At 31.8% G+C, this 26,167-nt stretch carries 31 protein-coding genes and 1 riboswitch; of the genes, 6 read left to right on the top strand and 25 right to left on the bottom strand.

What is annotated here, in order from left to right; genetic code table 11:
• Positions 1-97: 97 nt before the first annotated feature.
• Positions 98-295 (bottom strand): hypothetical protein, encoded by a 198-nt coding sequence (locus Q4Q34_RS02030; RefSeq protein ID WP_303317202.1) that lies wholly within the window; start codon positions 293-295, stop codon positions 98-100.
• A gap of 157 nt (positions 296-452) precedes the next feature.
• On the opposite strand from Q4Q34_RS02030, the gene Q4Q34_RS02035 reads away from it, so the two are divergent.
• From Q4Q34_RS02035 to Q4Q34_RS02045, 3 genes are read left to right on the top strand one after another with little or no spacing between them, the layout of a single operon-like run.
• Positions 453-1,208, top strand: coding sequence for a hypothetical protein (locus Q4Q34_RS02035; RefSeq protein ID WP_303317201.1), 756 nt, complete (start codon positions 453-455; stop codon positions 1,206-1,208).
• Positions 1,209-1,210: 2 nt separating this feature from the next.
• Positions 1,211-1,606 carry a DUF5675 family protein gene (locus Q4Q34_RS02040; RefSeq protein WP_303317200.1) on the top strand — a complete coding sequence of 132 codons (396 nt, stop codon included), beginning with the start codon at positions 1,211-1,213 and terminating at the stop codon, positions 1,604-1,606.
• Between the two features lie 4 nt (positions 1,607-1,610).
• Entirely contained in the window at positions 1,611-1,847 is a 237-nt protein-coding gene (locus Q4Q34_RS02045) for a hypothetical protein (RefSeq protein ID WP_303317199.1), read from the top strand.
• Here the strand turns inward: Q4Q34_RS02045 and Q4Q34_RS02050 are convergent.
• A complete protein-coding gene (locus tag Q4Q34_RS02050) occupies positions 1,842-1,973 on the bottom strand; it encodes a hypothetical protein (RefSeq protein WP_303317198.1) in 132 nt (43 codons plus the stop codon). The genes Q4Q34_RS02045 and Q4Q34_RS02050 overlap by 6 nt on opposite strands.
• Before the next feature lie 292 nt (positions 1,974-2,265).
• Here Q4Q34_RS02050 and Q4Q34_RS02055 point away from each other — a divergent pair, with 292 nt between their 5' ends.
• On the top strand, positions 2,266-3,351 hold the full coding sequence (locus Q4Q34_RS02055; RefSeq protein WP_303317197.1) for a Fic family protein: 1,086 nt from the start codon (positions 2,266-2,268) through the stop codon (positions 3,349-3,351).
• A 350-nt stretch (positions 3,352-3,701) separates the two neighbouring features.
• Here Q4Q34_RS02055 and Q4Q34_RS02060 read toward each other — a convergent pair whose 3' ends face one another.
• The 11 genes from Q4Q34_RS02060 to Q4Q34_RS02110 all read right to left on the bottom strand — a co-directional run bounded on the left by Q4Q34_RS02060 (position 3,702) and on the right by Q4Q34_RS02110 (position 14,657).
• The gene (locus tag Q4Q34_RS02060; protein WP_303317196.1) at positions 3,702-4,067 is read right to left on the bottom strand and encodes a DUF1801 domain-containing protein; all 366 of its coding nucleotides are present in this window, start codon (positions 4,065-4,067) and stop codon (positions 3,702-3,704) included.
• A gap of 480 nt (positions 4,068-4,547) precedes the next feature.
• Positions 4,548-5,345, bottom strand: coding sequence for an HNH endonuclease (locus Q4Q34_RS02065; RefSeq protein WP_303317195.1), 798 nt, complete (start codon positions 5,343-5,345; stop codon positions 4,548-4,550).
• Complete coding sequence (locus tag Q4Q34_RS02070) at positions 5,338-6,402, bottom strand: hypothetical protein (protein ID WP_303317194.1); 1,065 nt, start codon at positions 6,400-6,402, stop codon at positions 5,338-5,340. The genes Q4Q34_RS02065 and Q4Q34_RS02070 overlap by 8 nt, the downstream gene beginning before the upstream one ends.
• A complete protein-coding gene (locus Q4Q34_RS02075; protein ID WP_303317193.1) occupies positions 6,402-8,099 on the bottom strand; it encodes a restriction system-associated AAA family ATPase in 1,698 nt (565 codons plus the stop codon). Before Q4Q34_RS02075 ends, Q4Q34_RS02070 begins: the two co-directional genes overlap by 1 nt.
• The gene (locus Q4Q34_RS02080) at positions 8,096-9,505 is read right to left on the bottom strand and encodes a restriction endonuclease subunit S (protein ID WP_303317192.1); all 1,410 of its coding nucleotides are present in this window, start codon (positions 9,503-9,505) and stop codon (positions 8,096-8,098) included. The genes Q4Q34_RS02075 and Q4Q34_RS02080 overlap by 4 nt, the downstream gene beginning before the upstream one ends.
• A 1-nt stretch (position 9,506) precedes the next feature.
• Positions 9,507-11,159 carry an HsdM family class I SAM-dependent methyltransferase gene (locus Q4Q34_RS02085; RefSeq protein ID WP_303317191.1) on the bottom strand — a complete coding sequence of 551 codons (1,653 nt, stop codon included), beginning with the start codon at positions 11,157-11,159 and terminating at the stop codon, positions 9,507-9,509.
• An 8-nt stretch (positions 11,160-11,167) separates the two neighbouring features.
• Positions 11,168-12,121 (bottom strand): type II toxin-antitoxin system HipA family toxin, encoded by a 954-nt coding sequence (locus Q4Q34_RS02090; protein ID WP_303317190.1) that lies wholly within the window; start codon positions 12,119-12,121, stop codon positions 11,168-11,170.
• Positions 12,118-12,432 carry a HipA N-terminal domain-containing protein gene (locus tag Q4Q34_RS02095; protein ID WP_303317189.1) on the bottom strand — a complete coding sequence of 105 codons (315 nt, stop codon included), beginning with the start codon at positions 12,430-12,432 and terminating at the stop codon, positions 12,118-12,120. Before Q4Q34_RS02095 ends, Q4Q34_RS02090 begins: the two co-directional genes overlap by 4 nt.
• Positions 12,404-12,646, bottom strand: a complete 243-nt coding sequence (locus Q4Q34_RS02100; RefSeq protein WP_303317188.1) for a helix-turn-helix transcriptional regulator — start codon at positions 12,644-12,646, stop codon at positions 12,404-12,406. Before Q4Q34_RS02100 ends, Q4Q34_RS02095 begins: the two co-directional genes overlap by 29 nt.
• Before the next feature lie 364 nt (positions 12,647-13,010).
• Positions 13,011-13,520, bottom strand: a complete 510-nt coding sequence (locus Q4Q34_RS02105; RefSeq protein WP_303317187.1) for a hypothetical protein — start codon at positions 13,518-13,520, stop codon at positions 13,011-13,013.
• A gap of 216 nt (positions 13,521-13,736) precedes the next feature.
• Positions 13,737-14,657: an AraC family transcriptional regulator gene (locus tag Q4Q34_RS02110; RefSeq protein ID WP_303317186.1), complete on the bottom strand. Its 921-nt coding sequence runs from the start codon at positions 14,655-14,657 to the stop codon at positions 13,737-13,739.
• A gap of 249 nt (positions 14,658-14,906) precedes the next feature.
• Positions 14,907-15,000: riboswitch (TPP riboswitch) on the top strand.
• Between the two features lie 71 nt (positions 15,001-15,071).
• Here Q4Q34_RS02110 and tenA point away from each other — a divergent pair.
• Entirely contained in the window at positions 15,072-15,734 is a 663-nt protein-coding gene (tenA, locus tag Q4Q34_RS02115; protein ID WP_303317185.1) for a thiaminase II, read from the top strand.
• On the top strand, positions 15,731-16,393 hold the full coding sequence (gene hxpB / locus Q4Q34_RS02120) for a hexitol phosphatase HxpB (protein ID WP_303317184.1): 663 nt from the start codon (positions 15,731-15,733) through the stop codon (positions 16,391-16,393). The genes tenA and hxpB overlap by 4 nt, the downstream gene beginning before the upstream one ends.
• 90 nt (positions 16,394-16,483) lie before the next feature.
• Here hxpB and Q4Q34_RS02125 read toward each other — a convergent pair whose 3' ends face one another.
• The 12 genes from Q4Q34_RS02125 to Q4Q34_RS02180 form a co-directional block, all read right to left on the bottom strand.
• Positions 16,484-17,146 carry a P-loop NTPase family protein gene (locus tag Q4Q34_RS02125; RefSeq protein ID WP_303317183.1) on the bottom strand — a complete coding sequence of 221 codons (663 nt, stop codon included), beginning with the start codon at positions 17,144-17,146 and terminating at the stop codon, positions 16,484-16,486.
• Between the two features lie 48 nt (positions 17,147-17,194).
• Positions 17,195-17,872, bottom strand: coding sequence for a hypothetical protein (locus Q4Q34_RS02130; protein ID WP_303317182.1), 678 nt, complete (start codon positions 17,870-17,872; stop codon positions 17,195-17,197).
• A 42-nt stretch (positions 17,873-17,914) separates the two neighbouring features.
• Positions 17,915-18,193, bottom strand: a complete 279-nt coding sequence (locus Q4Q34_RS02135; protein ID WP_303317181.1) for a helix-turn-helix domain-containing protein — start codon at positions 18,191-18,193, stop codon at positions 17,915-17,917.
• A gap of 358 nt (positions 18,194-18,551) precedes the next feature.
• A complete protein-coding gene (locus tag Q4Q34_RS02140) occupies positions 18,552-19,397 on the bottom strand; it encodes an RteC domain-containing protein (RefSeq protein WP_303317180.1) in 846 nt (281 codons plus the stop codon).
• A gap of 77 nt (positions 19,398-19,474) precedes the next feature.
• Positions 19,475-19,957, bottom strand: coding sequence for a VOC family protein (locus Q4Q34_RS02145; RefSeq protein WP_303317179.1), 483 nt, complete (start codon positions 19,955-19,957; stop codon positions 19,475-19,477).
• A 12-nt stretch (positions 19,958-19,969) separates the two neighbouring features.
• Positions 19,970-20,539, bottom strand: a complete 570-nt coding sequence (locus Q4Q34_RS02150; protein WP_303317178.1) for a TMEM175 family protein — start codon at positions 20,537-20,539, stop codon at positions 19,970-19,972.
• Positions 20,526-20,753: a (4Fe-4S)-binding protein gene (locus Q4Q34_RS02155; RefSeq protein ID WP_303317177.1), complete on the bottom strand. Its 228-nt coding sequence runs from the start codon at positions 20,751-20,753 to the stop codon at positions 20,526-20,528. The genes Q4Q34_RS02150 and Q4Q34_RS02155 overlap by 14 nt, the downstream gene beginning before the upstream one ends.
• A 12-nt stretch (positions 20,754-20,765) precedes the next feature.
• A complete protein-coding gene (locus Q4Q34_RS02160; protein ID WP_303317176.1) occupies positions 20,766-21,083 on the bottom strand; it encodes a GNAT family N-acetyltransferase in 318 nt (105 codons plus the stop codon).
• Between the two features lie 43 nt (positions 21,084-21,126).
• Positions 21,127-22,479 carry an alginate export family protein gene (locus tag Q4Q34_RS02165; RefSeq protein WP_303317175.1) on the bottom strand — a complete coding sequence of 451 codons (1,353 nt, stop codon included), beginning with the start codon at positions 22,477-22,479 and terminating at the stop codon, positions 21,127-21,129.
• A 114-nt stretch (positions 22,480-22,593) separates the two neighbouring features.
• The gene (locus Q4Q34_RS02170; RefSeq protein ID WP_303317174.1) at positions 22,594-24,393 is read right to left on the bottom strand and encodes an amidohydrolase; all 1,800 of its coding nucleotides are present in this window, start codon (positions 24,391-24,393) and stop codon (positions 22,594-22,596) included.
• 65 nt (positions 24,394-24,458) lie between these two features.
• Positions 24,459-25,208 carry a hydrolase gene (locus Q4Q34_RS02175; RefSeq protein WP_303317173.1) on the bottom strand — a complete coding sequence of 250 codons (750 nt, stop codon included), beginning with the start codon at positions 25,206-25,208 and terminating at the stop codon, positions 24,459-24,461.
• A gap of 46 nt (positions 25,209-25,254) precedes the next feature.
• On the bottom strand, positions 25,255-25,968 hold the full coding sequence (locus Q4Q34_RS02180) for a pirin family protein (protein ID WP_303317518.1): 714 nt from the start codon (positions 25,966-25,968) through the stop codon (positions 25,255-25,257).
• Positions 25,969-26,167 lie beyond the last annotated feature (199 nt).

The raw sequence follows: 26,167 nt of genomic DNA on the forward strand, positions 1-26,167 counted from the left end.
TCTGTTAGATTGAAATAGTATTTTTTATCTGAACGTCTCTACACAAATTTACAATTTTAGTAACATTAATACTAGATAAAACAAATCAAATATTATGCTAAAATGTTAAATATTGACACACAATTTCTTCTTTAATTCCTGTGTATTCTGAGAACTCATCTACTGTTATAAACTGATGCGACTCTTTGTCTAATGACTCTTTTATAGTTTGAAGTAGTTTTCGACCATAGCGCTCGCTCCTACCTGTGATAAGTTGGATGTCTTTTGGATATATACAGGCTCTAATAGTATTCATTTAGGCTTTATCTATACTTTATGTATAGTTAATCTATACTTAGTCTATATGTCAAATTTCGGAAAAAAATACTTGTCTCGGACGGAATGACTTCTTACTTTTTTATTTGAATACAAATCTAAGTTGTTTTGTTCTATTAATTTAAAAATGAACTATTATGGCAAAACAAACTGGAATTATTAAACTTAAAGGAACTATCGGAGATATTTCCTTTTATAAAAGCACAGATGGCCACTTAGCAAGGTCGAAAGGTGGTGTTGACGGTAAACGTATCGCTAATGATCCTGCCTTCCAAAGAACTCGTGAAAATGGTTCTGAATTTGGACGTGCTGGTAAAGGTGGTAAGGTTTTACGAAATGCAATTCGTATTCTTTTGCAGAATGCTAAAGACAAACGTGTGGTTAGCCGATTGACTAAGGACTTATTGGCTATCGTAAAGACCGATGCTACCAATACAAGAGGCCTTAGAACTGTTCAAGATGGAACTTTAAGTTTGTTAGAGAACTTTGAATTCAATTTGAATGGGAAATTAGGCTCTACACTTTATGCGGCTTTTACTAAAGCCTTTGATCGCGCTTCTGGCGATGCTACTTTAGGTCTTGCAGCCTTTTCTCCAACCGTTAGAATTGCCGCACCTATTGGAACGACACACTTTAAAATAGTGATGGGTGCTTCAGAATTGGATTTTGTAAATGAAACCTCAACATTTGAAAATGATGAGACGGCTATTTTACCTTACACAGCTGCTAATACTGCTGCGATTGCTCTAACGGCTTCTTTAACGGCTAACTCTACGTTACCAGTAATTCAAGTCTTAGGTATTGAGTTCTATCAAGAGGTAAACGGACAAATGTACACGCTTAAGAACGGTACTTACAACGCCTTGGCTATTGTCACTATTGATACACCCTAATTATGGAGTTAATACTTAACAGAGCTTATTTTAAAGAGGGTACTAATGGTACTCTCTTTTGCGCTGATAAATTCTTATGTCATACCATTGAGTTACCCTGGAGAGAAAACAAACGATCTATTTCTTGTATTCCTGAAGGGCGTTATAAAGTTGTTAGCAGATATTCGAAACGCTTTAAGAACCATCTTTGGATAAAAGGTGTTTCTAACAGGCGGTTAATTCTTATTCATCCTGCCAATGATGCACTAAAAGAGCTTGAAGGCTGTATTGCTCCAGTGACTTACCTGGGAGGCTTAGGTAAAGGTATTTATTCGCGAGATGCCATGCAAAAATTATTGTTTTTGGTCCATCAGGCTCAAGACAGAAAAAAAACTATTTTTTTAACTATTAAATCCTAAAATCATGAATCTAGTAGAACGTTACAAAAAACCAACTCCGAAGTTTTTCAAAACTTTACGAAATATTGGCATTGCTCTAGCTGCTGCTGGAGGAGCTATTATCGCTGCTCCTATTGCTATGCCCGCACTCGTAATTACTATTGCTACTTATATGACTGTTGCTGGTACTGTGGCTACCGCAGTAAGTCAGGCAGTTGTTATTGATGAAAGTAAAACGAATGCAGCTGAAGGTGGATCATAATATGAAAGCAAGTGTGTTTGGAGGCACATTTTTTGCATCGATTGTTAATATTGGTGTAGAAGATCTTGTCACTACCTCCATACTTGCTTTTGTTGGTGCTGTTGTGAGTTTCTTCGTTTCAGTCATTTTAAAATTTCTATTTGAGAGGTTTAAAAATAGACTCAAAAGATAATTTTGAAACGACAAACCCATCAACATTAATTTTACAAAGAGAAACGAAAAAGCTTAAAAAAGGAAAGAGAAAGCAGAGAACACCAAGCACGCTAGTGCTTATCTTTGTTTTCTCTTTCCTTTTTAATATTAAAGTTCAAAAAATATTGAAACAAGGGTAATATTTACCTCTACAATTTAAACGAGTGTAATTTTTTAGTATATTTACCTCTGTTTAAATTACAGGTGTAATCATTACTCTTATAAAATGGCAAAATTTAATAGAACAATACCTTATAACGATTTACCTCTTTTACCACCAAAGAAGGATTTAGAAACTACAAAAGTATTGCGAAAAACTATTGATGCCAGTAGAGCCTTGGCTCAACTTAATGGGATGCTTACCAATTTACCAAATCCTACGTTGTTTTTAGATACGATACACTTACAAGAGGCTAAAGCTAGTTCTGAAATAGAAAATATCATTACTACTAATGATGATTTGTATAAAGCTATAGTCGCTGATAAAAAGTTTGATAATCCTGCAACGAAAGAAGTCATAAGTTATAAAGAAGCACTTTGGGATGGTTTACGAGACATTGAAAAACGCCCTTTTATAACTACTAATTTATGTGTAGACATAGTACAAAGCATAAAAAAGAATACTGCCGGTATAAGAACAACACCAGGAACTGCTCTTAAAAATGCAAAAGGAGATACTATTTACACACCACCAACTGGGGAAGACACTATAAGAAAGAAACTAGCCAATCTTGAAACTTTTATTAATGGAGAAGATACTATTGATCCACTAATTAAAATGGCGTTAATGCATTATCAATTTGAAGCCATACATCCCTTTAGTGATGGTAATGGTAGAACTGGTCGTATTTTATTGTTACTATATTTAAAGATTGAAAACCTTTTAGATACGCCTGCTATTTATTTAAGTGAATACATTATTAAAAATAAAGCAGATTACTATGTGAAATTACGGAATGTTACAGAAAATGAAGATTGGGAAGCATGGGTACTTTATATGCTTGAAATGATAGAATTTACTGCAAATAAAGGCTTAAAGCGTCTAAAAGATGTAACAGCGCTTATGAAGATTATGTCTGAAGAAGTAAAAGCTACAATACCCAAGGTATATTCTAAAGAACTTATAGAAATCTTATTTAGATTGCCTTATACAAAACGTCAATTTTTAATTGATGCAGGATTAGGTACTCCGAAAACTGTTGGTAATTATCTCATGGAATTAGAACATGCTGGTTTTTTAACTTCTCAAAAAGTAGGTAAAGAAAAATTATACTTAAACCATAGTTTAATGGCTGTTTTAGAGAAAGATTAATACATCTATTTCACGGGGCAAAATGACGTAGGTGGAAGTAATTATTGATGTTGTGCCAGGAAAAAATAAATAAAGTACATTATGGAAATAATGTGCTTTTTTTATGTGCGGTGTTGAGGTGTGTAAATGAAATGAATGATTCCCTGATAAGGGATTAAATGAATGTAATTTACTTACCGCAGACACATGGGGACATTGATAATTGCTGGAAGCTACTCCTTTGAATGGGTGGGGGGGGGGAAAGAGGCACACGGATTTTAAGTCCTTGTATCTGTTATACTAATGCGGAGAAAGAGGGATATTCCGCCTCGGAAATTTTATAAATTGTCCTTTATCTAAGACAAGTTAATTTAAGGATTTTCTTTTTCTTGATGCCATTTTAAACTTAGGGACAAAATTGACTTAATTGACTCCATAGGCAAATCTGTTTGAGGGTTTATTCTAAGTAGCGCAATGCTTCTGTGATTTGTTTGCTCTAGGTCGGGATGGTTTAATTGTTTTCCTTCTTCTATTAGAAGACAAGGTTCATTTGTTTTTTTATCTACCCATAAATAACAAAACACACTTTCTCTGTACTTAAAAACTGGAGTTTTGTACTTTACTGATTCAGTCAAAAATTGATTGTGACTCAATACTATATCCCTCAAGGCCAATAAGCATTCTCTATTTTGTTCATTTTGGTTTAAGAAATAATCGTCAATTTCTTTAAGCATCATGCTATTCTTATCATTTCTAACAAATATAAAATCTATAAGAGACACTTTGTGTCAGGCGTACTGATTTTTTAATTGCCTTAAAGATACTTATAAATAGTACTTAATAATGTTTGAAGTTCTAAATTGAGCGCAAAGGCAAGCTGCTATTTTACATAATGGCGTTATTACTACAGCTTTGGGGATGTGGTGGGTGTAGCCGCTGATGTTATAACAGACCGTTATGTAACTTAGCTTGGGATAGGGTTTAAATTATTAGCTTTTTGTTGGAGCAGCTCTTTATAGTTGTGAAATGAGGTACGAATGGAACAAGCTGTAATGTGCTGCAAATGCGTTGGAAATTTAAACACTATAGAAGTGTGGCGCGCGGAACAAACCAAAAGACAGAGGGTTTTGAGCTTTCGTCAGGCTCAAGCCAGGGCAAGCGAGAAAACTGGGTTTTGGTTTGTGGGGAATTAAAATTCCAAAACAATACCTATCATTTTAACTTTTTGATGGATTAACTCTTCTATGGTTCTCTAAATAATCTAAATTTGGCCACCACAATTTATTTTTTGGTAGTATTATTTTCTGGTTATTAAAGCTACCTGTTAAGGTTTCATCATGACTTGATGATTGTTTTAGCTTTGGGTTAATCATTATTTTGTAATTATCACTTATTTTGATGTACCCTTTATCAAATAAACCATGATGATTAGCACATAAAAGCAGTCCATTACAAATATCCATTTTTTGATTATTATTTGACTTGGACCATGGTATTATATGAGCTGCTTGTAAAATAATTTTGTAACTGATGCCACAAATAGCACATTTAGATTTATATGCTTTTAATAATGCTTTCCGGAAAATTATTTGAGCTGTTCCTCGAACTTTAACTTTCTGGAAAACTGTATTTGATTTTTCAGGTTTTTCTAATAGTGTATTAATTAAATCCTGTTCGTTTTCTTCTGTTAACGCATAGTTAAAAGGGTTTGTAAACTGTGACCAATTGTAGTTGTAAACTTCTCTCTTGCCTTCTTTAATATTATCTCTATCCCAAGCAATAAAACCTTTTCCAGGCATACCACTTTCATCTCCTATGAGAATTGTAAGAGGTGGTAATTTATTCTCTAAACAATATTCTTGAATAACCGCAAGCACAAATCTAATGGCTCTATGGTGTATGCCAATTTTATCACCGAGCCCCTTGTATCTAACAAAGTCTTTCTTTTCTGCAACTTTTATTAATACTTCCCATGCTTTTGCTGCTCGTTGATGTTGGTTTACTTCTTTACTCATTACGAATTTTTGAAGAGTTTCTGGATTCATTTATAGCCTCTATCAAAGAGTCATAATTTTTAAGCTCTGATAAGAAAGGTGACTTAAGAAACCCTAAATGCTTATTTGAATCATCATCAATGATTGTATCAAAGGATTTTTGAATTGTATTTTTTGTTTTACGCTGTTTCTCCAAAACATCACCCAACCAGCTTTTGCCATTTTGTGCTACCTGTCCGAAAAATCTTTTACCTATTTTAAATATGTAATCCCATGATTCTATTTCTTCATTAAATTTGGCATCACAGACAATATCAATTTTCAATTCTTTTTCTTCTATACGTTCTTTTTTATTTATGTATTTGAATAAAGTTTTAGGCTCTACTTTAACATTAAAATCTATTTTTGGATGGTTTTTATTAAACGGATAAAATATTTTCTTGCCTTTTTTTAAGATATCCGTTTCCCCTTTAGAATCAGAATTACAATCATTACATAATGGAAATAAATTGTTGAAGTTAACAGCAGAAAATGGGTAATGTTTTAAGGGTAAGTAATGATCATATGCCGAATGACCTTTATCGTAAACATTTTTAATAATACCATATCCGCAGCCTGGGCAAAAACTAAACTCATTATCCCATATTAAATCGTCATAATATTCCTTTTTTGTACCAAATTCAGAGAATACATCTTTCCAAGAAAGAAATTTAGAATATAATTCCTTAAAAAAGTCTATTAATAATCCTGAAATTTCATCTTTAACAGAAGATATAGGCAACCTCTTCGTTGGATTTAAACACAGATACTCAATATTGTTATTGTTATCAAAAACCTCAATCAATTTTACCCTTTCTTTATTATCTAATTTTTTACTCTCTTTATAAATAGTTTCAATGGACTTTTTAAACCAATCTGAACGATTATTATCATATAATTTTACTAAAATAGGATATGCCTTTAACTTTGTATAACAGTCTTCGTTATCTGCTTTACATATAACTTCTACAACCAGATTTCTAATCAAATCATGAGCTTTAAAAATTTTATGTTCTATTTTATGATAACTATATAGCATTATTTCTTTTTAAGTTCATTCAGTTTAGTAAACAGTAGAATTTTTTCTATTGAATCTCCTAAATCATTTGTTCTATTTTTATATGTTCTTACTTCTTCTTCTGTTAACGACTTTTTGTTTTTTATTTCTTCTTCAATTTCTAAAATAATTCTTGACGAAAAATCTCCAATAGTATTACCTCTATTAAAAATATTATCCATGATTAAGTCTACTGAAGTTCCAAAAGTTCTAAAATTCATGTTAAAAGCACTTTTTGGTTGCTTTCCTTTTTCAAAAACTAATACTTTATCTGGGAAACAGTCTGAAATAATGAAGGGTGAATGTGAAGTGATTAGGATATCCCTCATTAAATGATTGGTTCCACTTTTACTTAAACTATCCTTTAGTAAACTTATAAACTCTGAACGCCACTCTGGATTAAAATGTGTTTCTGGCTCATCAAGAAGCATCAATGTGTTTTTATCTTTTAAAATCAAACAAATACCCATTGTGTGTAGAAACTGATGCTCTCCATCTGAAAATGCCTTTAATAACATTTTGTCTAATGAGTTTTTCTTCTTTATTTTAAATAAATTGAAATGAAATACGAGTTCTGACTCTTCAAAAGAAGGAACTTTATACATGGCATATAAACTATCTGAATTATAAATCTCTTTCTTAAGCGACTTACTAACTACTCTTAAATTTAATAAATTGAGTATTTGAAATGCCTTAAATAGCTCTATTGGCGAGTTAAAATGTATCTTAAAGGCTTTTTTTAATTCACTACTTTTAGTTTTAGAATCTTGATCAAAATAAAAATCTAATATTTCTATTTTATCATTAGTATTTTGGAATACTGCAGTAGCGCAACTACGCAATTTTTCTAGAATCTCATCTGCAAGTGGTAATAGGTAACCAAGTTCTGGGTCGTCTGCTTTATGGTATAATTTATGGTCGTTTATTACTAATCTAAAACTATGTAACTTATCTATTTCTAGTTGTTCTTTAATAGGTTCTAAGGTATCATCATCTTGAATTAAAAAGTTTGCCAGCAATATGGCTTGACTCATATGATAATCCATATACACTAAACTACTTTCGGGTTTTTCATTTAGGTTATAAGTAAGCTTTAATTTATTTCTATTTTTAAGATGATAATAGTACTCGTCTAATTGTAGTAATCTTGATTTAACAAATGGAAGGCTTAAAATCTCATTTTCTCCTGAAGAGTATCCAATAACTAATTCTGGTAAATAACTTCTTATTGGGTTTGAAATCTCTATAAATACAGATTCTGTAATTTGGTCTTGAGCAGTAATTTTAATCTTTGGCGCTTCTAACTTCTCTTTTCGTATAATTACATTGGCATAATCTTCTACAGATTTTTTTTCGCTCTCTTTAGGAATTATGTAATATTCTAATTCATAAGCTATAGGGTCTGATTTTTTTAAGTCAAAATCGTTATCTAAAAACTCTGATGTATTAGAATCAAGTGTACTGCATTCTAAATGATAAAAAATATTAGCCAACGCTTCTAATACATTAGACTTACCACTACCGTTTAAACCTGCGAAACAATATGGATGAAATTGCGTCCATTTTTCATTAGGTTCATCTTCTCTAAAAAGGACTGTAAAATCTTCAAAACCTTTTTTTGCTTTAATTTTTTTTAAGCTACGAAACTGTTCTAATATAGTAAGCCTTACTAATTTCATTTAACTTGTAATTTTAAATTGTTATCAGTAAGTTCTTGTATAATTTCGTCTTCCTCAATTAATTGAAATAGCTTTTCTTTTGCATTAGAATAATCCTTTAAATCATCAAACTTTTTTGAATCGAATAAATCAATTAAAAATTGAAGCCTTTTTTTATTTCCTTTTAAATCTTCAAACGTGAATTTTTTAATTAACTCTTTGAATATTGGCTCTTCATCTATTACCGTACCTTCTTTAAAAGCATTTTGTAGTACAGATTGAAAAAGAGCTTTCATTAGTGATAAAGATTCTTCCATTTGATTTCTTAACTCATCTAACTGCTTAACTATTATTGAAAAGTCGTTTTGTAGCTTTAAGTCTGGAACAGGTATTTTTATTTCCCTTAATTTGATGAGACTTATTTCTTTGAATGTAGCTCCCTTCAATTGTTTATCAAGTAAAAATTGAAAACCACTACTTAATAAAGTATAGTATAAAAAGGAAGGATTAATAAGTTCTTTATTTGTGCTTAAAATAGCAATACCTCTTGTCAAATTATATCCTACAAATTCCTTACTTATATAAGCAACATCACCCACATTAGCTCTTATAGTTAACAATACATCACCTTCAGCACAAATAGTTCTATTGTATTTTTCAGAGATTTTTTCACTTGTTTTTAATTGGGTAGAAATATTAATTGCTCCATTTTTTATATCTCCAGATCTTAAATATGGAACCCCATTTTCAATATGAGGACCCGCTTGTACTATCCCATAAGTTATACCCTTATCTTTTTTTACTATTTGATTTAACTTTTTTAATGGATATTTATTTTGATTATTTACTGGATCACCAAACTCCCTATGATATATCGATTTTGATAGTTTATTGATAACCTCAATCATCTCAATACGGTTATCAATAGATGATTGAATTAGATTTAAACTCTCCACAATTTTTCTCTGAAATTCTAAACTCTTTGGAAATTTAATTGATAAGCTCTTTAATGATTTATTGTTTAGAATAGGTATTGTAGCTCTATTTGCCTTAAATTTCAAAAGCTTTTTATTTAGATAAACCCAATAATAGAAGAAATGAGGAAGAATAATTTTATTGTTTACATTTATTCCTGTAATTTGTTGGTTTGACGCTACTGGCTTTTTTACCACAGCTACTTTAGCAATATTTTCTCCAATTGTAGATATTAATACTGTATTACTAGTATGTAAAAATGCTTGCTTTTCAATTACAGCTAAACCTGTAAGAGTCCTTTCTGATGAAAGAATAAACATTTGGCCTTTCAAGTCTCCTGGTGTAACGAACGGAATATTTCCATCAAAATACAATGACTCTTTGGTGCTTGGTGTTTTCCCAGTTTTTATTGAAAGGACTATATCTTCAATTTTTTTTGAAATAAATTCCATACTAAAATTCTTTTTCAAAAATTTTTAATGATTCCTTTATTATATTTTCAAGTTCACTTAATTTCTTTATCAACTTTTCAGGCGGTTCATAATTCTTGTCTTCAAAAACAAATTCTTTGTAAAAATTAAAGTTTAGCTCCAGAGCATTATCTTCAATATCTTTTAAAGGGACATAGAAGTGATTTTGCTTCCTGTCTTTTTGAGGATTATTTCTTTTATCTTTAGTTTTATACTCATTAATCAGTATGGGTAACGGATAGTCATCTTTAATTTTTTTTCTACTACTATCTAGAGTGTACCCATCAGATTCCAGACCATAGAACCAAACCTTTTTAGTATGAAATGTTTTGCTATTGAATTGTTTTTTTGTGAATACTAAAATAGACGTTTTAACAGCGGTATATGGGTTAAACACACCACTTGGCATAGAAATTACAGCCTCTAAATCGCAATCCTTTAAAAGTATTTCTCTAGTTTTTTTGTATGTTTTACTTGAACTAAATAATACCCCTTCTGGCACGACCACAGCAGCACGACCACCTTTTTTGAGCATATAAATGATACGTTCTAAAAATAACAACTCAGTTTTTAGCGTTTGATTTTTCTTTGCATCTGGTTTGATATCATAAATCCTATTAAGGTTTTTACTAATAACCTTACTATTTACTTTGGCAGCAAATGGTGGATTGGCCAGTATGTAACTATACTCTTCTTTCCCCCAATTAGTTGTTTTTTTAGTGGGCGATTTTGTAGTTTTGATACTTGCCTTTACTTTGCCATCTATTAAATTGCCTACAGTAATTTGATTTAAATATTTCTGCTCAAAATAATCTTCATACTGATTTGATAGTGTATTTAAATGAATGATATGTGGTTTTTCAATACCATGCATCATCATATTCATCATACCTATACGTACCATGGTTGCATCAATATCAAAACCATAAAACGTATTCTCTTTTAAACGTTGTTTGTCATCTTCTGATAACTTATCGCCATCTAATCCTTTTGGTAACTGGTTGTCTTCATCTAATTCTACTTTTTTAGAATTTTCTTTTAGTACATATTGGAAGCTCCCTACTAAAAAACCAGAACTTCCACTTGTTACATCACAAATTTTAGTATCTGAATCAACAATTGTTGGCGCAACTAATTCTGCCATCATTTGGATAATGTGCCTTGGTGTACGGAATTGTCCATTTTTACCAGCTTCGTTAGTAGCTCTTAACAGGTATTCATAAACATCTCCTAATAAATCTTGAAAGTTTTGGTGTTTGCTTTCTTCTTTTTCAACTAACGTAAATATCTCATCAATAATACTTACAGCGTCTTCTAATAGTGATGGTGTAGAGATACCAAACTTTGCTTTTTTCATTTCTTCCGCAAAAGGATCTTCTTCTTCTTCTTCATTAGATAAATCGTTTTGAATAAAATGAAAAACTTCATCGAACTTTGCTTTTAGTTCATTTCCATTTAGCTTATGGTACTTACTCCATTTAAATTTATCATCTACCTCTTCATGAAACTTCTCTAATCGTTTCATGAAAATTAAATAAGAAATATTTTCGATAGCTGTTATCGGGTTTGAGAGACCTCCACCCCAAAGTCTATCCCACAATAACTGTATCTTACCTTTTATACCTGTTGTTAACATACTGATTATTATTTCTTAAAATTTAAATTTACTTGTTTTGCTCTTGTATTTATAAGCTCTAATACTGTTTCCTTCATATCCTCACTTAAAAAACTATTGTTTATTAGTTGTGTCCAATTTTGCATGCCTTTTTCTATCCTATTCCAAAGGTTTTCTATTGCCTTTTCAGGAATATGTGCTTTGGCCATAACCTCATTAAAATCTTTTCGTTTTAACTTTCTTTTTTTACCATTAAGATTTAGGGCCAATTCTTCCGGGTCATCGGGGATTAATAATTTTACTGCTACCATATCATAAGCTGGTGCTAACTGATATTGGTTGTTTTTAAGGGCTATTAGTGAAAAGTTCTTTAAGTGCATATCGTTATTTCCGATAAGAAAGGACACGATTACTTGCTGGTAAAACTTTACTACTTCCAACAGCGGGTTTTGTGCATAAGTTATTATTCCTTTTGCTATCTGTTCATACGAGCCACGGTATTTGTGCTCTGTTAAGCGCTCGGTAAATTGACACGCATCTTCCATTGGGTGTTTTTCATCTTTAGTAGTTCGGTCTATGCGCCTTGTTAAATATGCTAACTCTCCACTTTTCATTGGTATCAATAAAAATGGTACTGTATCAATACCGCATGCCTGTGTTAGTAACATTGATAATGCTTCTATCTCTGGCATTTGAGGATATAATTCAAAAGGTGGTTTTAGAATGTATCTACCATTTAATGCTCCCACAATGGTTAATCTATTCTTATCTTCCCCTCCGGTAAACCCTAATGATAATTTTGGTTGCACTCCAGTCACTATGACCCGTTGTACTATATTTTCTTTTGCCAATTCTACTATTTTGGAAAGCTCATAGTCTAACTCCAGGACAGGTGTATCTTCTTGCCAAAATGTTTTTAAGCAACTTTCGTGGTACTTTAAATTACCTTCCAACACTTTATTACAGGCTAAACAGTAGCTCATATACTTCTTACACTTATATTCCCTATACAATCCCGACAGATTGTTAGTAACAGCCCCATACGATCCCGTGGGTTTATTTTCCAATTTTTATGTGCTATGTCCAACAACCATCCTTCTGGTATGAGACCGTCAAAAAAAGGAAATAAATTTTCTGAATGAAATGGGTCTTTTTGTAATGGCAAGGTCAACGACACCGGTAATGCTTTTTCTTGCTCTAAATACTCTTTCTGGTAATTAAAGTGATAGCCGTTATCGTCTTCAGTCAATATTCCTGACAATTGATTATTCACCCAAATTTCTCCTTGTCTCATCACTTATAGGTGTTGGCGTTAATGTATGCCCAAAAAACAACAATATTTGGTTGATTTTATCTGTCATTAAATTGGGTTTTCCTTGTTCTAACTCGCGTACAAAACGAACTCCTACACCTGTTATATCTGCTAATTCTATTTGGGTTAGGTTTGATTTTTTGCGTCTATTACGTACAAAGTCTGCTATTGCATTATTTCTATTCCACTCTTGCATAGTTATACCTTTACGGGTACAATATAATGAATTTACATTAACATTATACCTTTTTGGGTATAATTTATATTAAAAACATATTTTTATACCCTTTTGGGTGTAATTTAAAATAAGAGATTGCCACGCTTCGCTCTCAATGACACGAAACATTAAACTTTGACAAATTTTACATTTTTTGCCAAAGTTTAATTTGGTGTTTTTGTATAGATTTGTCGGTGTTGTGTCGGTGTTGTCATTCATTTTATCAACACTTTCTTTATCAAAAGCGATTAAGTTCAACTCCATCAAAATTTTGGTTTGGTTACCATTTTATTGATAAAAACTAGAATTGGTTCAATTTTAAGTAAAGTAAAAGCAGTAAACTTTACAAAACATAAGCACTACATTTCATTTTTATTTCTTCAAGAGCCATAAGAACTTCTTTTAAGTCAAGCGTTTCATTACGAAATGTCAATATTCTATCAACTTGATTATATGCTCTTTGATAAAATTTTGGAATTTGCCACTTTTCAGGTTTAAAAGGGTTGAAAGCCAGGTCAACAAAACTAATACTCGATTGCCCCTCAAATAAACTTTCGATACGTTCGTCATAATGTTCAAAATGATTTCGAAGATTTCTATCAGCAATAATATTGTTTTCATCTATGCACAATAATTCCCTTAACTTTTTACCTCTTTTTTTACTTTTTTTCGATATTGGCCAAAGTATTTTGGAAACATTTCCTGTTGCCACAAGTATAGATTGAATTGAACACCAAACTTCTATGTGATCAAAATTTCCAGGATCTGTTGGTAAGCGATTTGCTGCTCGTTGTGCAATTTTTACCTGAAAAACTATTTCGCTTAAATAAACTGAATAGGCAAACTCTTTCATGAAAATTTATAAAAAAATTGATACCGTTAAAATTAATTAAATTAACTACGCTTATCTACACTTTCTTTGTTGAAGGCTATTAGGTTGAAGAGTTGGCGTAGTGCTTTTCTTGTTCTTGGGCGTTTAAGATTGGTTTGGTGGTTTTTGTAAATAAGCACAAACCTTTCGATTTGCACTTATTAACTATGTTTTCTGCACGTTGTAGTACACCGTTTTTTATTCAACTGGGATATGCAAATCAACAATGAATTTGTTCTCTGGATGTTCTCTGTAATCATTATGATAAATTTCAAATGGATTTTCAGGACTTTTCTTGTATCCATTCTCGTTCATCCAAATAAAGAGGCTTGTCCAAGACTTTTCAAATTCGGTAGGTGTTATTACAAAACGACCAACGATACATTTACTTTCATTGATTGTCAACTTATTAATTTCACCTTCTGCTTTAAAAGGTTCATTAGTTGTCAAGAAAATACTCATACGAACCTTGTCAGGCGCAGTAACTTTGAAACTATCGTAGAAAATTCTACCCATTTTATTTTCTGAGTTTTTGAATAAGCCTTTAGTTATAGCCCATTTTGCGAGCTTTTCAAACACTTTTTCAATTCCGTTTACTCCAACATGAGTTACTCCTGCAAGATTTAATTTAGGTGTTTGTTTAATTTCAATTTTTGCATTCATTTTTGTCCATTTTTTTAGATTATCAATGATGCAAATGTATTTTTCATAGTCAGGATATTCTTGTCCGTTCTTGCTTTTAAGTTGACGTATCTTGCTATGTCGATTTGGGTTTTCCCTTTTGAATGCTGTTGGACTTACTCCAAAATACTTTTTAAAAGTTCTTGAATATGATGAATTATCGCTAAATCCGTATTTGTGAGCTAATTCTGTTGTGGTAATGTTCTTATGTAATAAATCTAAAGCTGACTTTTCAATTTTTCGTCTTGTTACATATCCATTCAGAGTTTCTCCTGTAACAAATTTGAAAACTCGATGAAAATGAAATGGTGAGAAAAAAGCAATTCCCGAAACTGTTTTCAATGATAAATCCGATTCCAAGTTTTCGTCGATGAATTCAAAAACTCGATTAATTCTATTTTTATAATCGGTTTCTATTTCTTTATCCAATATTTTCATTTGTGGTCAAATGCTGTACAACGTTTAGCATATGAAAAGTAGGGCAATTGATAAGCACTTATTTTCGGTTTTGTACTTAGCCATATTTTTCATTTTATTTTTATCTTTTCACTAAAATACAAATTAAAAATATAGCGGACTTTGTTAATATTCACTGACTTTTCGGTTTAGCAAAAACGCCCTATGTTTTTTATACATCTTCGTTGTACACATTATTTCTATTCAATTTACTTAACAAATACTATATTTGTCAAGCTTTAGGGGTATTCTATATAAGAATTGAGAGAGTCCCTTTGAACCTGATATGGTTAACACTATCGTAGGGAAAAGTCTAGTAATTAATAAGAGAGAACTTCCTCTTTTATTAATCAGACCTATCTATCCATATTTTTATTAAATTAAATTATATAAAATATGACTTGGTCAGATAAATCTTGGGAAACAATTAAGCCTATTTTTAACTCAATTTTAAAAATGTCTTTTATTCAGGAATTGATGAATGGAAATTTAAATAAAGAAAAATTTAAGTTTTATATGCAACAAGATTCTAAATATTTAGAAAATTTCGGAAAAACTTTATCCTTGTTGGCATCAAAAAGTTATGATGTCAAAGAGACAATATCTCTTATACATTTTGCTGAAACTGCTATTATAGCTGAAAGAGAATTACACGAGTTCTATTTCAAAGATTTTAATATTGTTCCGTCAAATGTTATTGAGCCTGTAATTCATCATTATACAAGTCATATCAAAGCTGTTTCTTCATTCGAATCAGTTGAGATTGGAATGGCATCAGTATTACCTTGCTTTTGGATTTATAAAAAAGTTGGGGAATATATCTATGAAAATCAGAAAAGTAAAAATAACCCGTATCAAAAATGGATTGATACATATGCAGGTAATGACTTTGATTTAGTTGTTAAAGAGGCTATTGACATTTGCGATAATTTTGCTTTAAATGCATCGACAAAAATTCAAGCTCGTATGACAGAAGTTTTCATTACATCTACAAGATTGGAATTTGAGTTTTGGGATTCATCATATCAAATAAAAAAATGGAAAAAGTTTAAAAAATGAGAGAAGAAATAAAAGCGGTGATTTTTGATATGGATGGTGTTTTGATTGATTCTGAACCTTTCTGGGAAATTGCAGAAAAAAAAGTTTTTGGTTCATTAGGTGTAAGCTTAACACCTGAATTATGTAATCAAACAAAATTTATGACCACCAATGAAGTTACTAAATTTTGGTACCGTCATTATCAATGGGAAGGTAAATCATTTCAAGATGTTCAAAACGAAGTTATTGAATGCGTGAAATTGCTGATTAAAAAAGAAGGGAAAGAAATTAAGGGAATAAAAGGTCTTTTGAAATTTATAAAAACTAAAGGATTTAAAATAGGACTCGCAACAAATGCACCATATGAGCTAATTCCAATAGTTCTTGAAAAATTAAATATATCTGATTATTTTGATTTTTTTACATCTGCCGAATTTGAAAAAATGGGTAAACCAAATCCAGCAGTTTATTTGTCCGTTGCTAAAAATCTGAAAATCAATCCCAAAAACTGTGTTGTTTTTGAAGATTCTTATTCTGGCTTATTATCAGCAAAAAGTGCAGGAATGAAAACTGTGGCATATCGTCCAAAAAAAGAAAATTTAATAATGAAAGAAAAAATTGAAGATTTCGTAATTCATTCATTTTCGAATCTAAATTCAATAAGTAGAATTTTCAATTAGTGACGGATGTTTTTTTATATTGTGTACAACAATTAGATAAACACAATTGTGCTTATTTCAGTTATATTTATTTCGTTAAAATTAGATAAATCAATTTCTTTTATCTACACTCTTTTTATCAAAAGCAATTAAATTAAATAGCTGGCGCATTCTGGAGCGAACCCGATTTCCATATTTATCTTCTAATTCTTGCGCATTTAGATTAGTAGTTGCATGAGTTTTAATATTGCTTTTTAAAAATAAATCGTAGCGGGATAAGAGAATTTCTCCCATAACGTTACAATCTTTCCCAAAATGACGCCCAGTTGTTTCTACTCCTAAATCATCAAAGCAATAAAAGCTACTATTGCCATATTCTTCAATAGTTTTATAACCAATATTATTAAAAGTAAATGTTATATTTCTTGCAGGAATAACTTCATACGGTTTTATATGAGGCACTATATGGCGTAATAATTTCATTAAACTTGTTTTACCACATCCTACTGGACCAGATAATAAAATTCCCTTGTTAGGATTTATTTCTAATTTTTTGCAAGCTTCGAAATCACGAATAAAATAAACACAAAGCTTGTAAAGAATCACCTCATCTTCTTCATAAATCTTAAACTTTTTACCAAATAATAGTTTTCCTTTGAAATCTAAGTATATTAATATTTTCTTGAAATCGTATGAGATGCTATTATCTTTAAATTCTCCTAATCGATATTGGACACTTCCTTCTTGTATGATATGTGGTTGTATGTTATTCATAGTTTTAGATGATGAGATACTGAAACAAGTTCAGTATGAGGCAAAGCGTTATAAAGGCTCATTGTAGTTTTTATTTTTACTAGTCTTAAGGTTGTCTTGATTCTGAGACCTTTCGACTGCGCTCAAGGTGACATTAGTTTTCTTTTTTATTTCTTCAGCTTTTAGTATCCAATTTTTAGCTGTTGCTTGCCAGTTGACAATTTTTGTTTTACCACCTACTTTCCAACCTATGCCATCATAATGATTGAAGAATTTTTGAGCTTCAATTATTGGCCAGTTTTCTTTTTTAAAAAAATCAATAACTTCAATTTCATTTTTAGGCTGGTCTAGTTTATTGATGTTTTTATTAGTTTGTATATGTTTATTAATAGATACCAGTGCTTGTCCATTTTTAGGACTGTATGTGTCCACTACTTGTTCAGAGCTTGTCTCAAAATTGAACATCTTAATTTTACTACCCTTAAATGGATTGTGTGATGGATAGTAAATGATATATTTCCAATGATTTAGCTCTTTAATACACTTATGATATGTAGACTTGGAACCTATCTTTGAAAAGCTCATAACTTCTTCTCGATTGATATAGAATTCTTCCATAAATCGATTACTATTCCAAATTTGAAATAGTGCTACATATAGACTAATATGTGTTGGATTTAAACGACCATCTTTTGAGAATTGAAGAAATACACCTTTTAGGTGTAATATGTAGTTGACATTGTTCATGATGGAAAGATTGCCACGTCGTTGCCTCCTCGCAATGACATTTTAGAATTTGTTATGAATACGGTTGTCTTCCATTACTTGTTGAATTTCTTCATAATCATAATAAATAACTCCTCCTACCTTTGTGTATGGTAATGTGCCATTAATACGGAGGTTTTGTAATGTTCCTGGTGAAATACTTAATAAGTCGCGAACTTCTGGAGACTTTAACCATTTTTTAGGAGCAAAGCCTGATTGGTGGTTTATGATTGCTTTAATATCTTCTAACAATTCATGTTTAAATTCGTGAAGATCTTCTGTTGTAATAATTGTTGCTGCCATAATAACGTTTTAAGTTTAAAATAGCTACCGCCTTGAACTTGCATTCGCAGCAGTAGCTATTAATTTGATTTAGCTCACGAACTTTAATATTTTATTAAATAGGCGTTCGTGAAATGAAAAATTTGCTTGCCAAATTTAAATTCGGCTAAGCCAATCTTCGATTTGACTTTCGTTTGACAAATATGAAAGGTTTTATTATGATTTATTCACAAGCTAACACCAACTTGGGTGATTTTTCTCACTCATTTTTAACGCATTACATTAATTTACTTTGATACTTTAGATTTAAAATTGACCACATAAAAAAGTGCAAATTATATGGTAATAACTTGCACTTAAAAACACCCAAGTTGGGTATTTACTCATCAGATTCGAGCATCTTATATGAGAGAGCCTCTTTAAGTTTATCTATGAATTTTGTTTGATTGATTTTCCTTGAGCGAATTTCTAAGAAGGAACGGTAGTAGTCTCCTAAACTGATATTAAACATTTGCTCACATGCTAATGCCACTTCTTTGATATCTGCAGTACCACTATTTACAACTCCTGTACTATGAAGCGCATAAATTAACTCTATTAAGTCTGTTTTGTTTCCTGTCCAAAATAATTTGGATTGCTTTTGAAAAATGCTGCAATTTACTTCCATTCCATTATTATTTTCCAGTTTATCGATTTCGGTTTTCAGGTATACTATGAGCATATCATAGCCCAAAATAGTAGCCACCATACTGTCATGACTTGTTGAAAATTGTTCATCAATGAAATAATGAAACGTGTCCGGAAACAAACATAGCTCTGTTTTCCCACGCAAGAAATATTGCTCATCTAAGGACGTTTCATTTCTACGATAATAATGATAAAACTCCAGGTTATCGTTAAAGTAATTTTGAAGCCTATCTATGTGATGGTTTAAATACTTTATTTGTGATTTATTACTGCTTCGAGGACGCTTACTTTCAACATTAAACAACTTTACATAATAAATAAGTTTACCATATATTTTTGGCTTAATATTCTTAAAAAAGTGAATTTCTTCTTGTTTATTTTCAAATTCATAAGCCACTACATTATTTCTAATTTCTTTAAGTGTTTGCTTTATAACTTTGATACTTTTCTCTGATTTTATAAGAATATCGATGGTTTCTAGATCCAAAGATTCCAAATGAACGTCAAGCGCTTTTAATATTTCTTCATATTTATTCACTTTGGGGCGTTGAGTTTACATAACCCTTCATTGTTGCATAACCTCATTACTCAACTAGGGTGGTGCGTGTTCTTAATTCAATTATTTTTTTGTGTTAATTCAAATGTCATCCCCCATGGGCTTTCAAAATATATCCACTTTACCCCCTTTAAAGCACCTGAAATATTTTTTAATGACGGATTATTATATGTGTATGAACCACATACTTTTATATTATTTCTTTTGAGAAAAGAAACACTTTCTTCAATATCGTTAACTTCAAAAGCTATATGATATCCACTGTAATCACTATTTTTTGAAACTTCTTTCTTTTGATCTGGACTAGTATATTGAAATAGCTCAATAATACTATCATCAAAAAGCTGTATCAACGTAAGTTTTTCGATAACAGCTCTTGGATTTACATTAAGATGCTCCTTCATCCAATCATCATCAGAACTGAAATTATTAGCTTTTCCGATAATTTTAGCATTGAAAAACTTTTTGAAAAAATTAATCGCTTCTGTCATATCGGGAACGACAATACCGATATGGTCTTTCTTTATTAATCCTTTTATCAATATATTTTATTATTAAATGTTTTGTTCGATTCTTTTTTCGGGTATAAACCAAATAATAGCCACTATGATATAACAAAGAATAGCCAGAATTCCATTAAAGAATGTTAAACCAACACCAATAACATACAATGCAATTGATATTTTTCCTTTGATATCCTTTCCTAATGCCTTCCTTAAAACAAAGTTCTCATCATGGTGTTTAAGTATTTGAATCTGTAATATATTATATGCTAAAGCACTCATCAATAAAACAATTCCGTAAAACGCAATTGGAGCGGGTTCAAAATGACTTTCTCCAATCCAAGACGTTGTAAACGGGATTAGTGACAACCAGAATAATAGGTGTAAGTTAGACCATAATATTTTCCCATTTACACGCTCGGTTATTTGAAATAAATGATGGTGGTTATTCCAATAAATCCCAATATAAATAAAACTTAAAAGGTAACTTAAAAATATAGGCATAACTTTTAAGAGTGCTTCAAAATTGGCTTCATGAGGTGTTTTTAACTCCAATACCATAATGGTAATTACTATGGCAAGTACGCCATCGCTAAATGCTTCAAGTCTATTTGTTTTCATCTATCGTTTCTTTATAGCTTAACGCTCCGGATGGGCACGCATTAATTTGATTTTTCAATGCCTCTACATTAGCATTTTTGGGTTTTATCCAAGGTTTATCTTTAGGATTATAGACTTCGGGTAGTGTTTTAACACATACCCCTGCGTGTATACATTTTTCAGGTTGCCAAACAACAGTTAGACTGTCATTTTTGTATTCTTTTGTGGTTGCCATTTTTAGTTGGTTTTATTGTTTTAGTACATCTCTTATGTCTTCTAATTTTTTGAACATTGCATTAGCAAAAGGACATAATGGGATAATTTTTAAATTCTTCTCTCTAGTCATTTCTACAATTTTATAGAGCATTTTTTTTCCTACCCCCTTACCATTAAATTCTGGTTCTACCTCGGTATGGTCAATGATAATAAAATCGCTATCGGGAATTGAATAGGTCATTACACCCACTTTTTTTGAATTCTCTTTAGCGATAGAAAACCCCTTGCCTTCTCTTTCTTTTAATTCTACTTCCATATTTTCACTTTTTAATAACTTTCTATTATTCAACTATTTATATTCTAATATACATTTAAGTTTTCGTAATTACTAGTTAGAATTTAACCTCGGTAGTAAACACAAAATGATTTAACGTAGCTCCTCTAGCACTTTCTTTAAGAAAAGCCCCTGGAAAAATGATGTTATATTCTAATTCTATATTTATGTGTCGGTTAAATTCATAGCCCACTATTGCTCCGAATTGATTGGCTATAAATTTTTCATTATTGGTATCTGGATACTCTAAAAGTAAGGCGGCATTATAAACGCCATCATTTGTGGAATATCTCCAAAATGCATCATAATCTATTTCAATAAACAAATCGTTAAAATTCGTATTGATATATGGATGAATATCGATAAGGTTTGATGGTCCAAATCTGGCTACTCGCCCAAAATAGGCTCCTCTAGGATAAAGAGCATCAAAGGTATTCATGCTATTATCATTTTCCGCTTTATCTCCACTAATGATCTCAGTTTTTAGACCTGTATTAAAATTATGATTGAATAGATTGGTTTTGTTTTCTAATTGAAATGATAGCGTCCACGCTTTGATATTTTGATTTCCGAAATCACCAAATTGATACACTAATTCATTGTTATATACTAATGATTTGTATGTTCCGAAATACCTTGCTCCAATGGAGACGCGTCGTTCGTTTTCACTTCCATTATTATACATAACATTATCATCTTTTTGATAGAATACATAGGCATCCAGATTATTTGATTTATTAAATCTTGTAGTTGTGTACAGACCTGAAAAGGTTTCATCAAACTGCAAAAAATCATTATCAAAAACTTCGGGTCTTGGTTTTACTGGAATTGCAAAAAAACCTTTTACAGAAAATTTATAGTTACTAAAATTTACTTGTGCCAAATCAAATGAACGTCTTACGTTAGGGCCTTCCCTAATATCTACCAATCTTCTTGCACCAAATTCTAAATTTTCCCTCCCTATACTTATACACCAGTTATTATTGAAATGATACTTTAAAAATAATTGATTGAATGCCAATACATTTTTATCTACTGGACTTACATCTTCTTTATTAGTTACCAAACTACTATTGAGTTCAGCAAATACTTCTAGTTTGTTTTTAATGTTTAAGTAACCATGTAAAAGCGCTCTGTTAAAAAACCATAAACGGTCTTGGTTATCTATATTTTGGAATTGCTCATTAACAAAGGATTCATATTGAAATCTCCAACTCCCTCCAAATGACATAAAGATTTCCTTATTAATTGGCATATACTTTAATGAGCTATACCATGTGTTCTTCTCTTGGTTTTTAAATACCAAGGTGTTATCGTTTTGTCTTAATAAACTAAAATATTCACCTATTTCTTGAGTATATACACCTTTGCTTATTAATAACCCTATTATTAGAAGTGTTATCGTTTTCATCCTAAAATTTTCTAATGCGCAATATTTCTAAAAAACGTAGCCTATTGATATGCTTTATTTAGATAAACCCTATAAAGCATAGTCTAAAAATTATTAACAAGGGTGTTAGATAATTTACTTGTTCTGATAGCCTCCATAATACTTTACTGGTGACCAATTAGGGATGACTTCTGGTATTTTCGGGCTCATGGATTGGTATTCACCGGATGCAAATACTACATTACCACCGACTACCGTTAGTACCGATTTTAGATTGTTTATTTCTTTTTCAGGAATGGTAAAGTAATCGTCTGATAGGATGGCAAAGTCTGCAAACATTCCATTTTCTAAGGTGCCTTTAACAGTTTCTTCATTAGAAATCCAAGCACTGCCTTGTGTATATAGATGTAAGGCTTCTTCCCTTGATAATTGATTGACTGGTTCTGCTAATTGAAAACCGCCTACTGTTTTACCTGAAACTAACCAATATAATGCTGGCCAAGGGTTATAGCTTGCCACACGAGTACCATCTGTTCCTGCTCCTACGGGTAAACCCATATCTATCATTTTACGAACTGGTGGTGCTTGTTTTGCTTTTTCTGCACCATAGCGCTCAACAAAATACTCTCCTGCATACGCCATACGTGCCTGTATTGCTATACCTCCATTAAGTGCTTTTATGCGTTGTAGCTCTTTATCTTTAACCGTTTCTGCATGATCGAATAGCCATCTTTTAGATGTTAATTTGCCATTGGTTTCCTGATTAACTTCTTCGATAACATCTAGCATGTTGCCAATGGTTTCTCCATAAGTGGCATGTATTCTAAATGGCCACCCATTATCTACATGAAGTCTAATAATTCTTTTTAAATCTTCTCTCCAAGTTGGCCTATCTTCCAGAAATGGTTGAGGTGCTAAAAAGTTTTCAAAATCTCCTGCACTCCACGCTAGAAATTCTCCACCTCCTTCTAACTCATAACCGTGGTCTAAATGTATTTCACCATTATGACCTACCTTATTTTTTGCCATCCATTCTTGAAACTCTGCATATTCACTTCCTTTGTTTTGTGGAAATAAAAAATAAGATAATCGAATTGGCATTTCCCCATTATCTGCAAGTAATTTAGTACCAGTATAATCCTTTGGGAATTTGTGACCCCCTCCTCCTGCATCGATGCCACTAGTAATTCCAAAACTATTTAATTCTCTATAGAATTGTTTTGTTCCGTTAACCATTTCATCTTCTGATAGTGGTGGTAAAGCTCCTATTCTAGCATATAAAATTGTTGGGTTAGGTTCTGCCAGTAATACGCCTGTTAGTTTTCCATCAGCTTCTTTTTCAAACGAACTCCCTTTAGGCGCCACTGTAGACTCATCTATACCCAAAATGTTCAATCCTGCTTGATTTAGCCATGCTCTACTATATAGAAATAATATATATGTTGGTACATTTCCAGTTGCGTCATTAATTTCTTGAGGTGTTGGAAATCGTTTTTCTTCAAACTGAAATGGACTCCACCCCCCAACAACTCTTACCCATTGCCCTTCTGGTGTTCTAGCTGCTTGCTCTTTTAACATTTCAAGAGCACGCTTTAATGTTTTTACACCATCCCAACGTAATTCGGCATTAAAAAAACGACCTCCTCTGGTTAAATGCAAATGTGAATCATTGAGACCAGGAATTACCGTTTTTCCATGAGCATCAATAATTTGAGTGCTATCTGATTTTAAAGCCAATATTGCTTCGGACGTTCCTGAAGCTAATATTTTACCATCTTTTACAGCAATGGCTTCCGCGTAGGTTCTATTAGCATCCATAAGCGCTACTTTTGCATTTGTTATAATAAGATTAGCGACCTCTTGTGCTTGCTGCTGCTCTTGTTTACATGCAATAAAAAGTAACCCTATAAACAGGGTTTTTATGAACTGTTTCATGTTTTTATGATTTAGAAATAATATCTCTATTCTATTGAACTTTAGAGATTTTCACTAATTAGAGTTTAGTGGTCGCCTTCGTTTTCTTTTGCCCAAGTTTTCATTGTTTTGATATAATCGATACCTAAACCATATGCTCCTCCATATCTTTTGGATATTTTTACTACTTCGGCATATTTATCACTTCTAGCCCAATCTCTATGGATTTCCAATAAATACTGCAATGAGGTTACTGGTTTTATACCCGCCTGTACCATTCGGGTTATAGCCATATCATGTGCTTCTTGGGACGTGCCCCCGCAAGCATCGACTACAACGTATACTTCATAACCATCTTCTAATGCTGAAAGTGCTGCAGAAAGTGTGCATACCTCAGTCCAAAGACCTGCAATGACCAATTTTTTCTTTCCAATGTCAGCGACTGCTTTTACTACTCTTTTGTCCTCCCAGGAGTTCATGGTTGTTCTATCTATGTACTCTTTTTCATTTGGAAAATATTCTCTTATTTCTGGAAAAATGGGTCCGCTAAATGATTTTTCCGCAACGGTAGTTACCACTGTTGGCACTTTATACAGTGTAGCTGATGCTGCCAAAAGACCTGTATTGTTTCTTAATTCTTCAATGGGTTGTGATTCTACAGCAAATGCCATTTGGCTTTCGTGATCAATTAATAATAAAGTATGATTTGTTGGGTTCAATAATTCCTTTGAAGCGTTTGCAGGGTCATTATTAGGGTTTGGGTTATACATATCCCATTGTGCAAAAGAAATAGCACTTACTAAAAGGGCAAAAATGGTTAGTTTGATTGTTTTCATTATTTCTGAGTTTTTGACGATTATATTTATTTAGAATTAATTATTATTAAGCCATAGGCACTTCCATTAACAGGATTTCTGCATCACTATCTGCCTTGATATCAAGCTCCTTTACATCCCAAATCCCCATACCATCTCTGTTGTTTAATGATTGATTATTGATGGCAACATCACCCTTTAAGATAAATGCATAGACCCCATTTTTCTCATTGTCTTTAAGTTGATATTTTAATGACTTCCCTTTTTCTATACCTCCCATATGAAACCATGCATTTTGATGTATCCAAACACCTTCGTCATCTGGATTAGGCGATAATACTTGTTGTAATTTATTTTTACGGTCTTTTAGATTTAATGTAATCTGGTCATATCTTGGTTCAACGCTCTTCTTATCAGGAAATACCCAAATTTGAAGGAACTTAACAGGCTTGTCTGGATTATTGTTATATTCGGAATGCATAACTCCTGTGCCCGCACTCATAACCTGAATATCACCAGCTTTAATCACTGTAGCGTTACCCATATTGTCTTTATGCATTAAATCACCTTCCAATGGAATAGATATGATTTCCATGTCTTTATGGGGATGTGTGCCAAAGCCCATACTTTCTGACACGGTATCATCGTTTAACACTCTAAGCATACCAAATTGCATTCTTTCTGGGTTGTGATAATTTGCAAAACTGAATGTGTGTTTTGAATTTAGCCATCCATGGTCTGCATTTCCTCTTGTTTCTGATTTGTGAAGTACTGTGTTCATTGTTTTATATTCTTTGTTTGGCAAATGATTGTATCCAACTTTTGCTTTTTCAAGATTACTCCTGTTCTTTTTTGCAAAAGCTGAAATACCTACAACCGATAGTGTAGTTCCTGCAATTGCTTTTTTTAAAAAGTTTTTACGTTTCATTTTATTTTGTTTATCCTTATGTAGGCTAATCTCACACCAAACAATCAAATCG

This window comes from Flavivirga abyssicola (assembly GCF_030540775.2).
GTDB classification, from domain to species: Bacteria; Bacteroidota; Bacteroidia; order Flavobacteriales; family Flavobacteriaceae; genus Flavivirga; species Flavivirga abyssicola.

Bases quoted from the DNA above. Each gene is read 5' to 3' on its own strand.
- Q4Q34_RS02030 (WP_303317202.1), bottom strand. From the start codon at position 295: ATGAATACTATTAGAGCCTGTATATATCCAAAAGACATCCAACTTATC.
- Q4Q34_RS02035 (WP_303317201.1), top strand. From the start codon at position 453: ATGGCAAAACAAACTGGAATTATTAAACTTAAAGGAACTATCGGAGAT.
- Q4Q34_RS02040 (WP_303317200.1), top strand. From the start codon at position 1,211: ATGGAGTTAATACTTAACAGAGCTTATTTTAAAGAGGGTACTAATGGT.
- Q4Q34_RS02045 (WP_303317199.1), top strand. From the start codon at position 1,611: ATGAATCTAGTAGAACGTTACAAAAAACCAACTCCGAAGTTTTTCAAA.
- Q4Q34_RS02050 (WP_303317198.1), bottom strand. From the start codon at position 1,973: ATGACTGAAACGAAGAAACTCACAACAGCACCAACAAAAGCAAGTATG.
- Q4Q34_RS02055 (WP_303317197.1), top strand. From the start codon at position 2,266: ATGGCAAAATTTAATAGAACAATACCTTATAACGATTTACCTCTTTTA.
- Q4Q34_RS02060 (WP_303317196.1), bottom strand. From the start codon at position 4,067: ATGATGCTTAAAGAAATTGACGATTATTTCTTAAACCAAAATGAACAA.
- Q4Q34_RS02065 (WP_303317195.1), bottom strand. From the start codon at position 5,345: ATGAGTAAAGAAGTAAACCAACATCAACGAGCAGCAAAAGCATGGGAA.
- Q4Q34_RS02070 (WP_303317194.1), bottom strand. From the start codon at position 6,402: ATGCTATATAGTTATCATAAAATAGAACATAAAATTTTTAAAGCTCAT.
- Q4Q34_RS02075 (WP_303317193.1), bottom strand. From the start codon at position 8,099: ATGAAATTAGTAAGGCTTACTATATTAGAACAGTTTCGTAGCTTAAAA.
- Q4Q34_RS02080 (WP_303317192.1), bottom strand. From the start codon at position 9,505: ATGGAATTTATTTCAAAAAAAATTGAAGATATAGTCCTTTCAATAAAA.
- Q4Q34_RS02085 (WP_303317191.1), bottom strand. From the start codon at position 11,159: ATGTTAACAACAGGTATAAAAGGTAAGATACAGTTATTGTGGGATAGA.
- Q4Q34_RS02090 (WP_303317190.1), bottom strand. From the start codon at position 12,121: ATGAGCTACTGTTTAGCCTGTAATAAAGTGTTGGAAGGTAATTTAAAG.
- Q4Q34_RS02095 (WP_303317189.1), bottom strand. From the start codon at position 12,432: ATGAGACAAGGAGAAATTTGGGTGAATAATCAATTGTCAGGAATATTG.
- Q4Q34_RS02100 (WP_303317188.1), bottom strand. From the start codon at position 12,646: ATGCAAGAGTGGAATAGAAATAATGCAATAGCAGACTTTGTACGTAAT.
- Q4Q34_RS02105 (WP_303317187.1), bottom strand. From the start codon at position 13,520: ATGAAAGAGTTTGCCTATTCAGTTTATTTAAGCGAAATAGTTTTTCAG.
- Q4Q34_RS02110 (WP_303317186.1), bottom strand. From the start codon at position 14,657: ATGAAAATATTGGATAAAGAAATAGAAACCGATTATAAAAATAGAATT.
- tenA (WP_303317185.1), top strand. From the start codon at position 15,072: ATGACTTGGTCAGATAAATCTTGGGAAACAATTAAGCCTATTTTTAAC.
- hxpB (WP_303317184.1), top strand. From the start codon at position 15,731: ATGAGAGAAGAAATAAAAGCGGTGATTTTTGATATGGATGGTGTTTTG.
- Q4Q34_RS02125 (WP_303317183.1), bottom strand. From the start codon at position 17,146: ATGAATAACATACAACCACATATCATACAAGAAGGAAGTGTCCAATAT.
- Q4Q34_RS02130 (WP_303317182.1), bottom strand. From the start codon at position 17,872: ATGAACAATGTCAACTACATATTACACCTAAAAGGTGTATTTCTTCAA.
- Q4Q34_RS02135 (WP_303317181.1), bottom strand. From the start codon at position 18,193: ATGGCAGCAACAATTATTACAACAGAAGATCTTCACGAATTTAAACAT.
- Q4Q34_RS02150 (WP_303317178.1), bottom strand. From the start codon at position 20,539: ATGAAAACAAATAGACTTGAAGCATTTAGCGATGGCGTACTTGCCATA.
- Q4Q34_RS02155 (WP_303317177.1), bottom strand. From the start codon at position 20,753: ATGGCAACCACAAAAGAATACAAAAATGACAGTCTAACTGTTGTTTGG.
- Q4Q34_RS02165 (WP_303317175.1), bottom strand. From the start codon at position 22,479: ATGAAAACGATAACACTTCTAATAATAGGGTTATTAATAAGCAAAGGT.
- Q4Q34_RS02170 (WP_303317174.1), bottom strand. From the start codon at position 24,393: ATGAAACAGTTCATAAAAACCCTGTTTATAGGGTTACTTTTTATTGCA.
- Q4Q34_RS02175 (WP_303317173.1), bottom strand. From the start codon at position 25,208: ATGAAAACAATCAAACTAACCATTTTTGCCCTTTTAGTAAGTGCTATT.
- Q4Q34_RS02180 (WP_303317518.1), bottom strand. From the start codon at position 25,968: ATGAACACAGTACTTCACAAATCAGAAACAAGAGGAAATGCAGACCAT.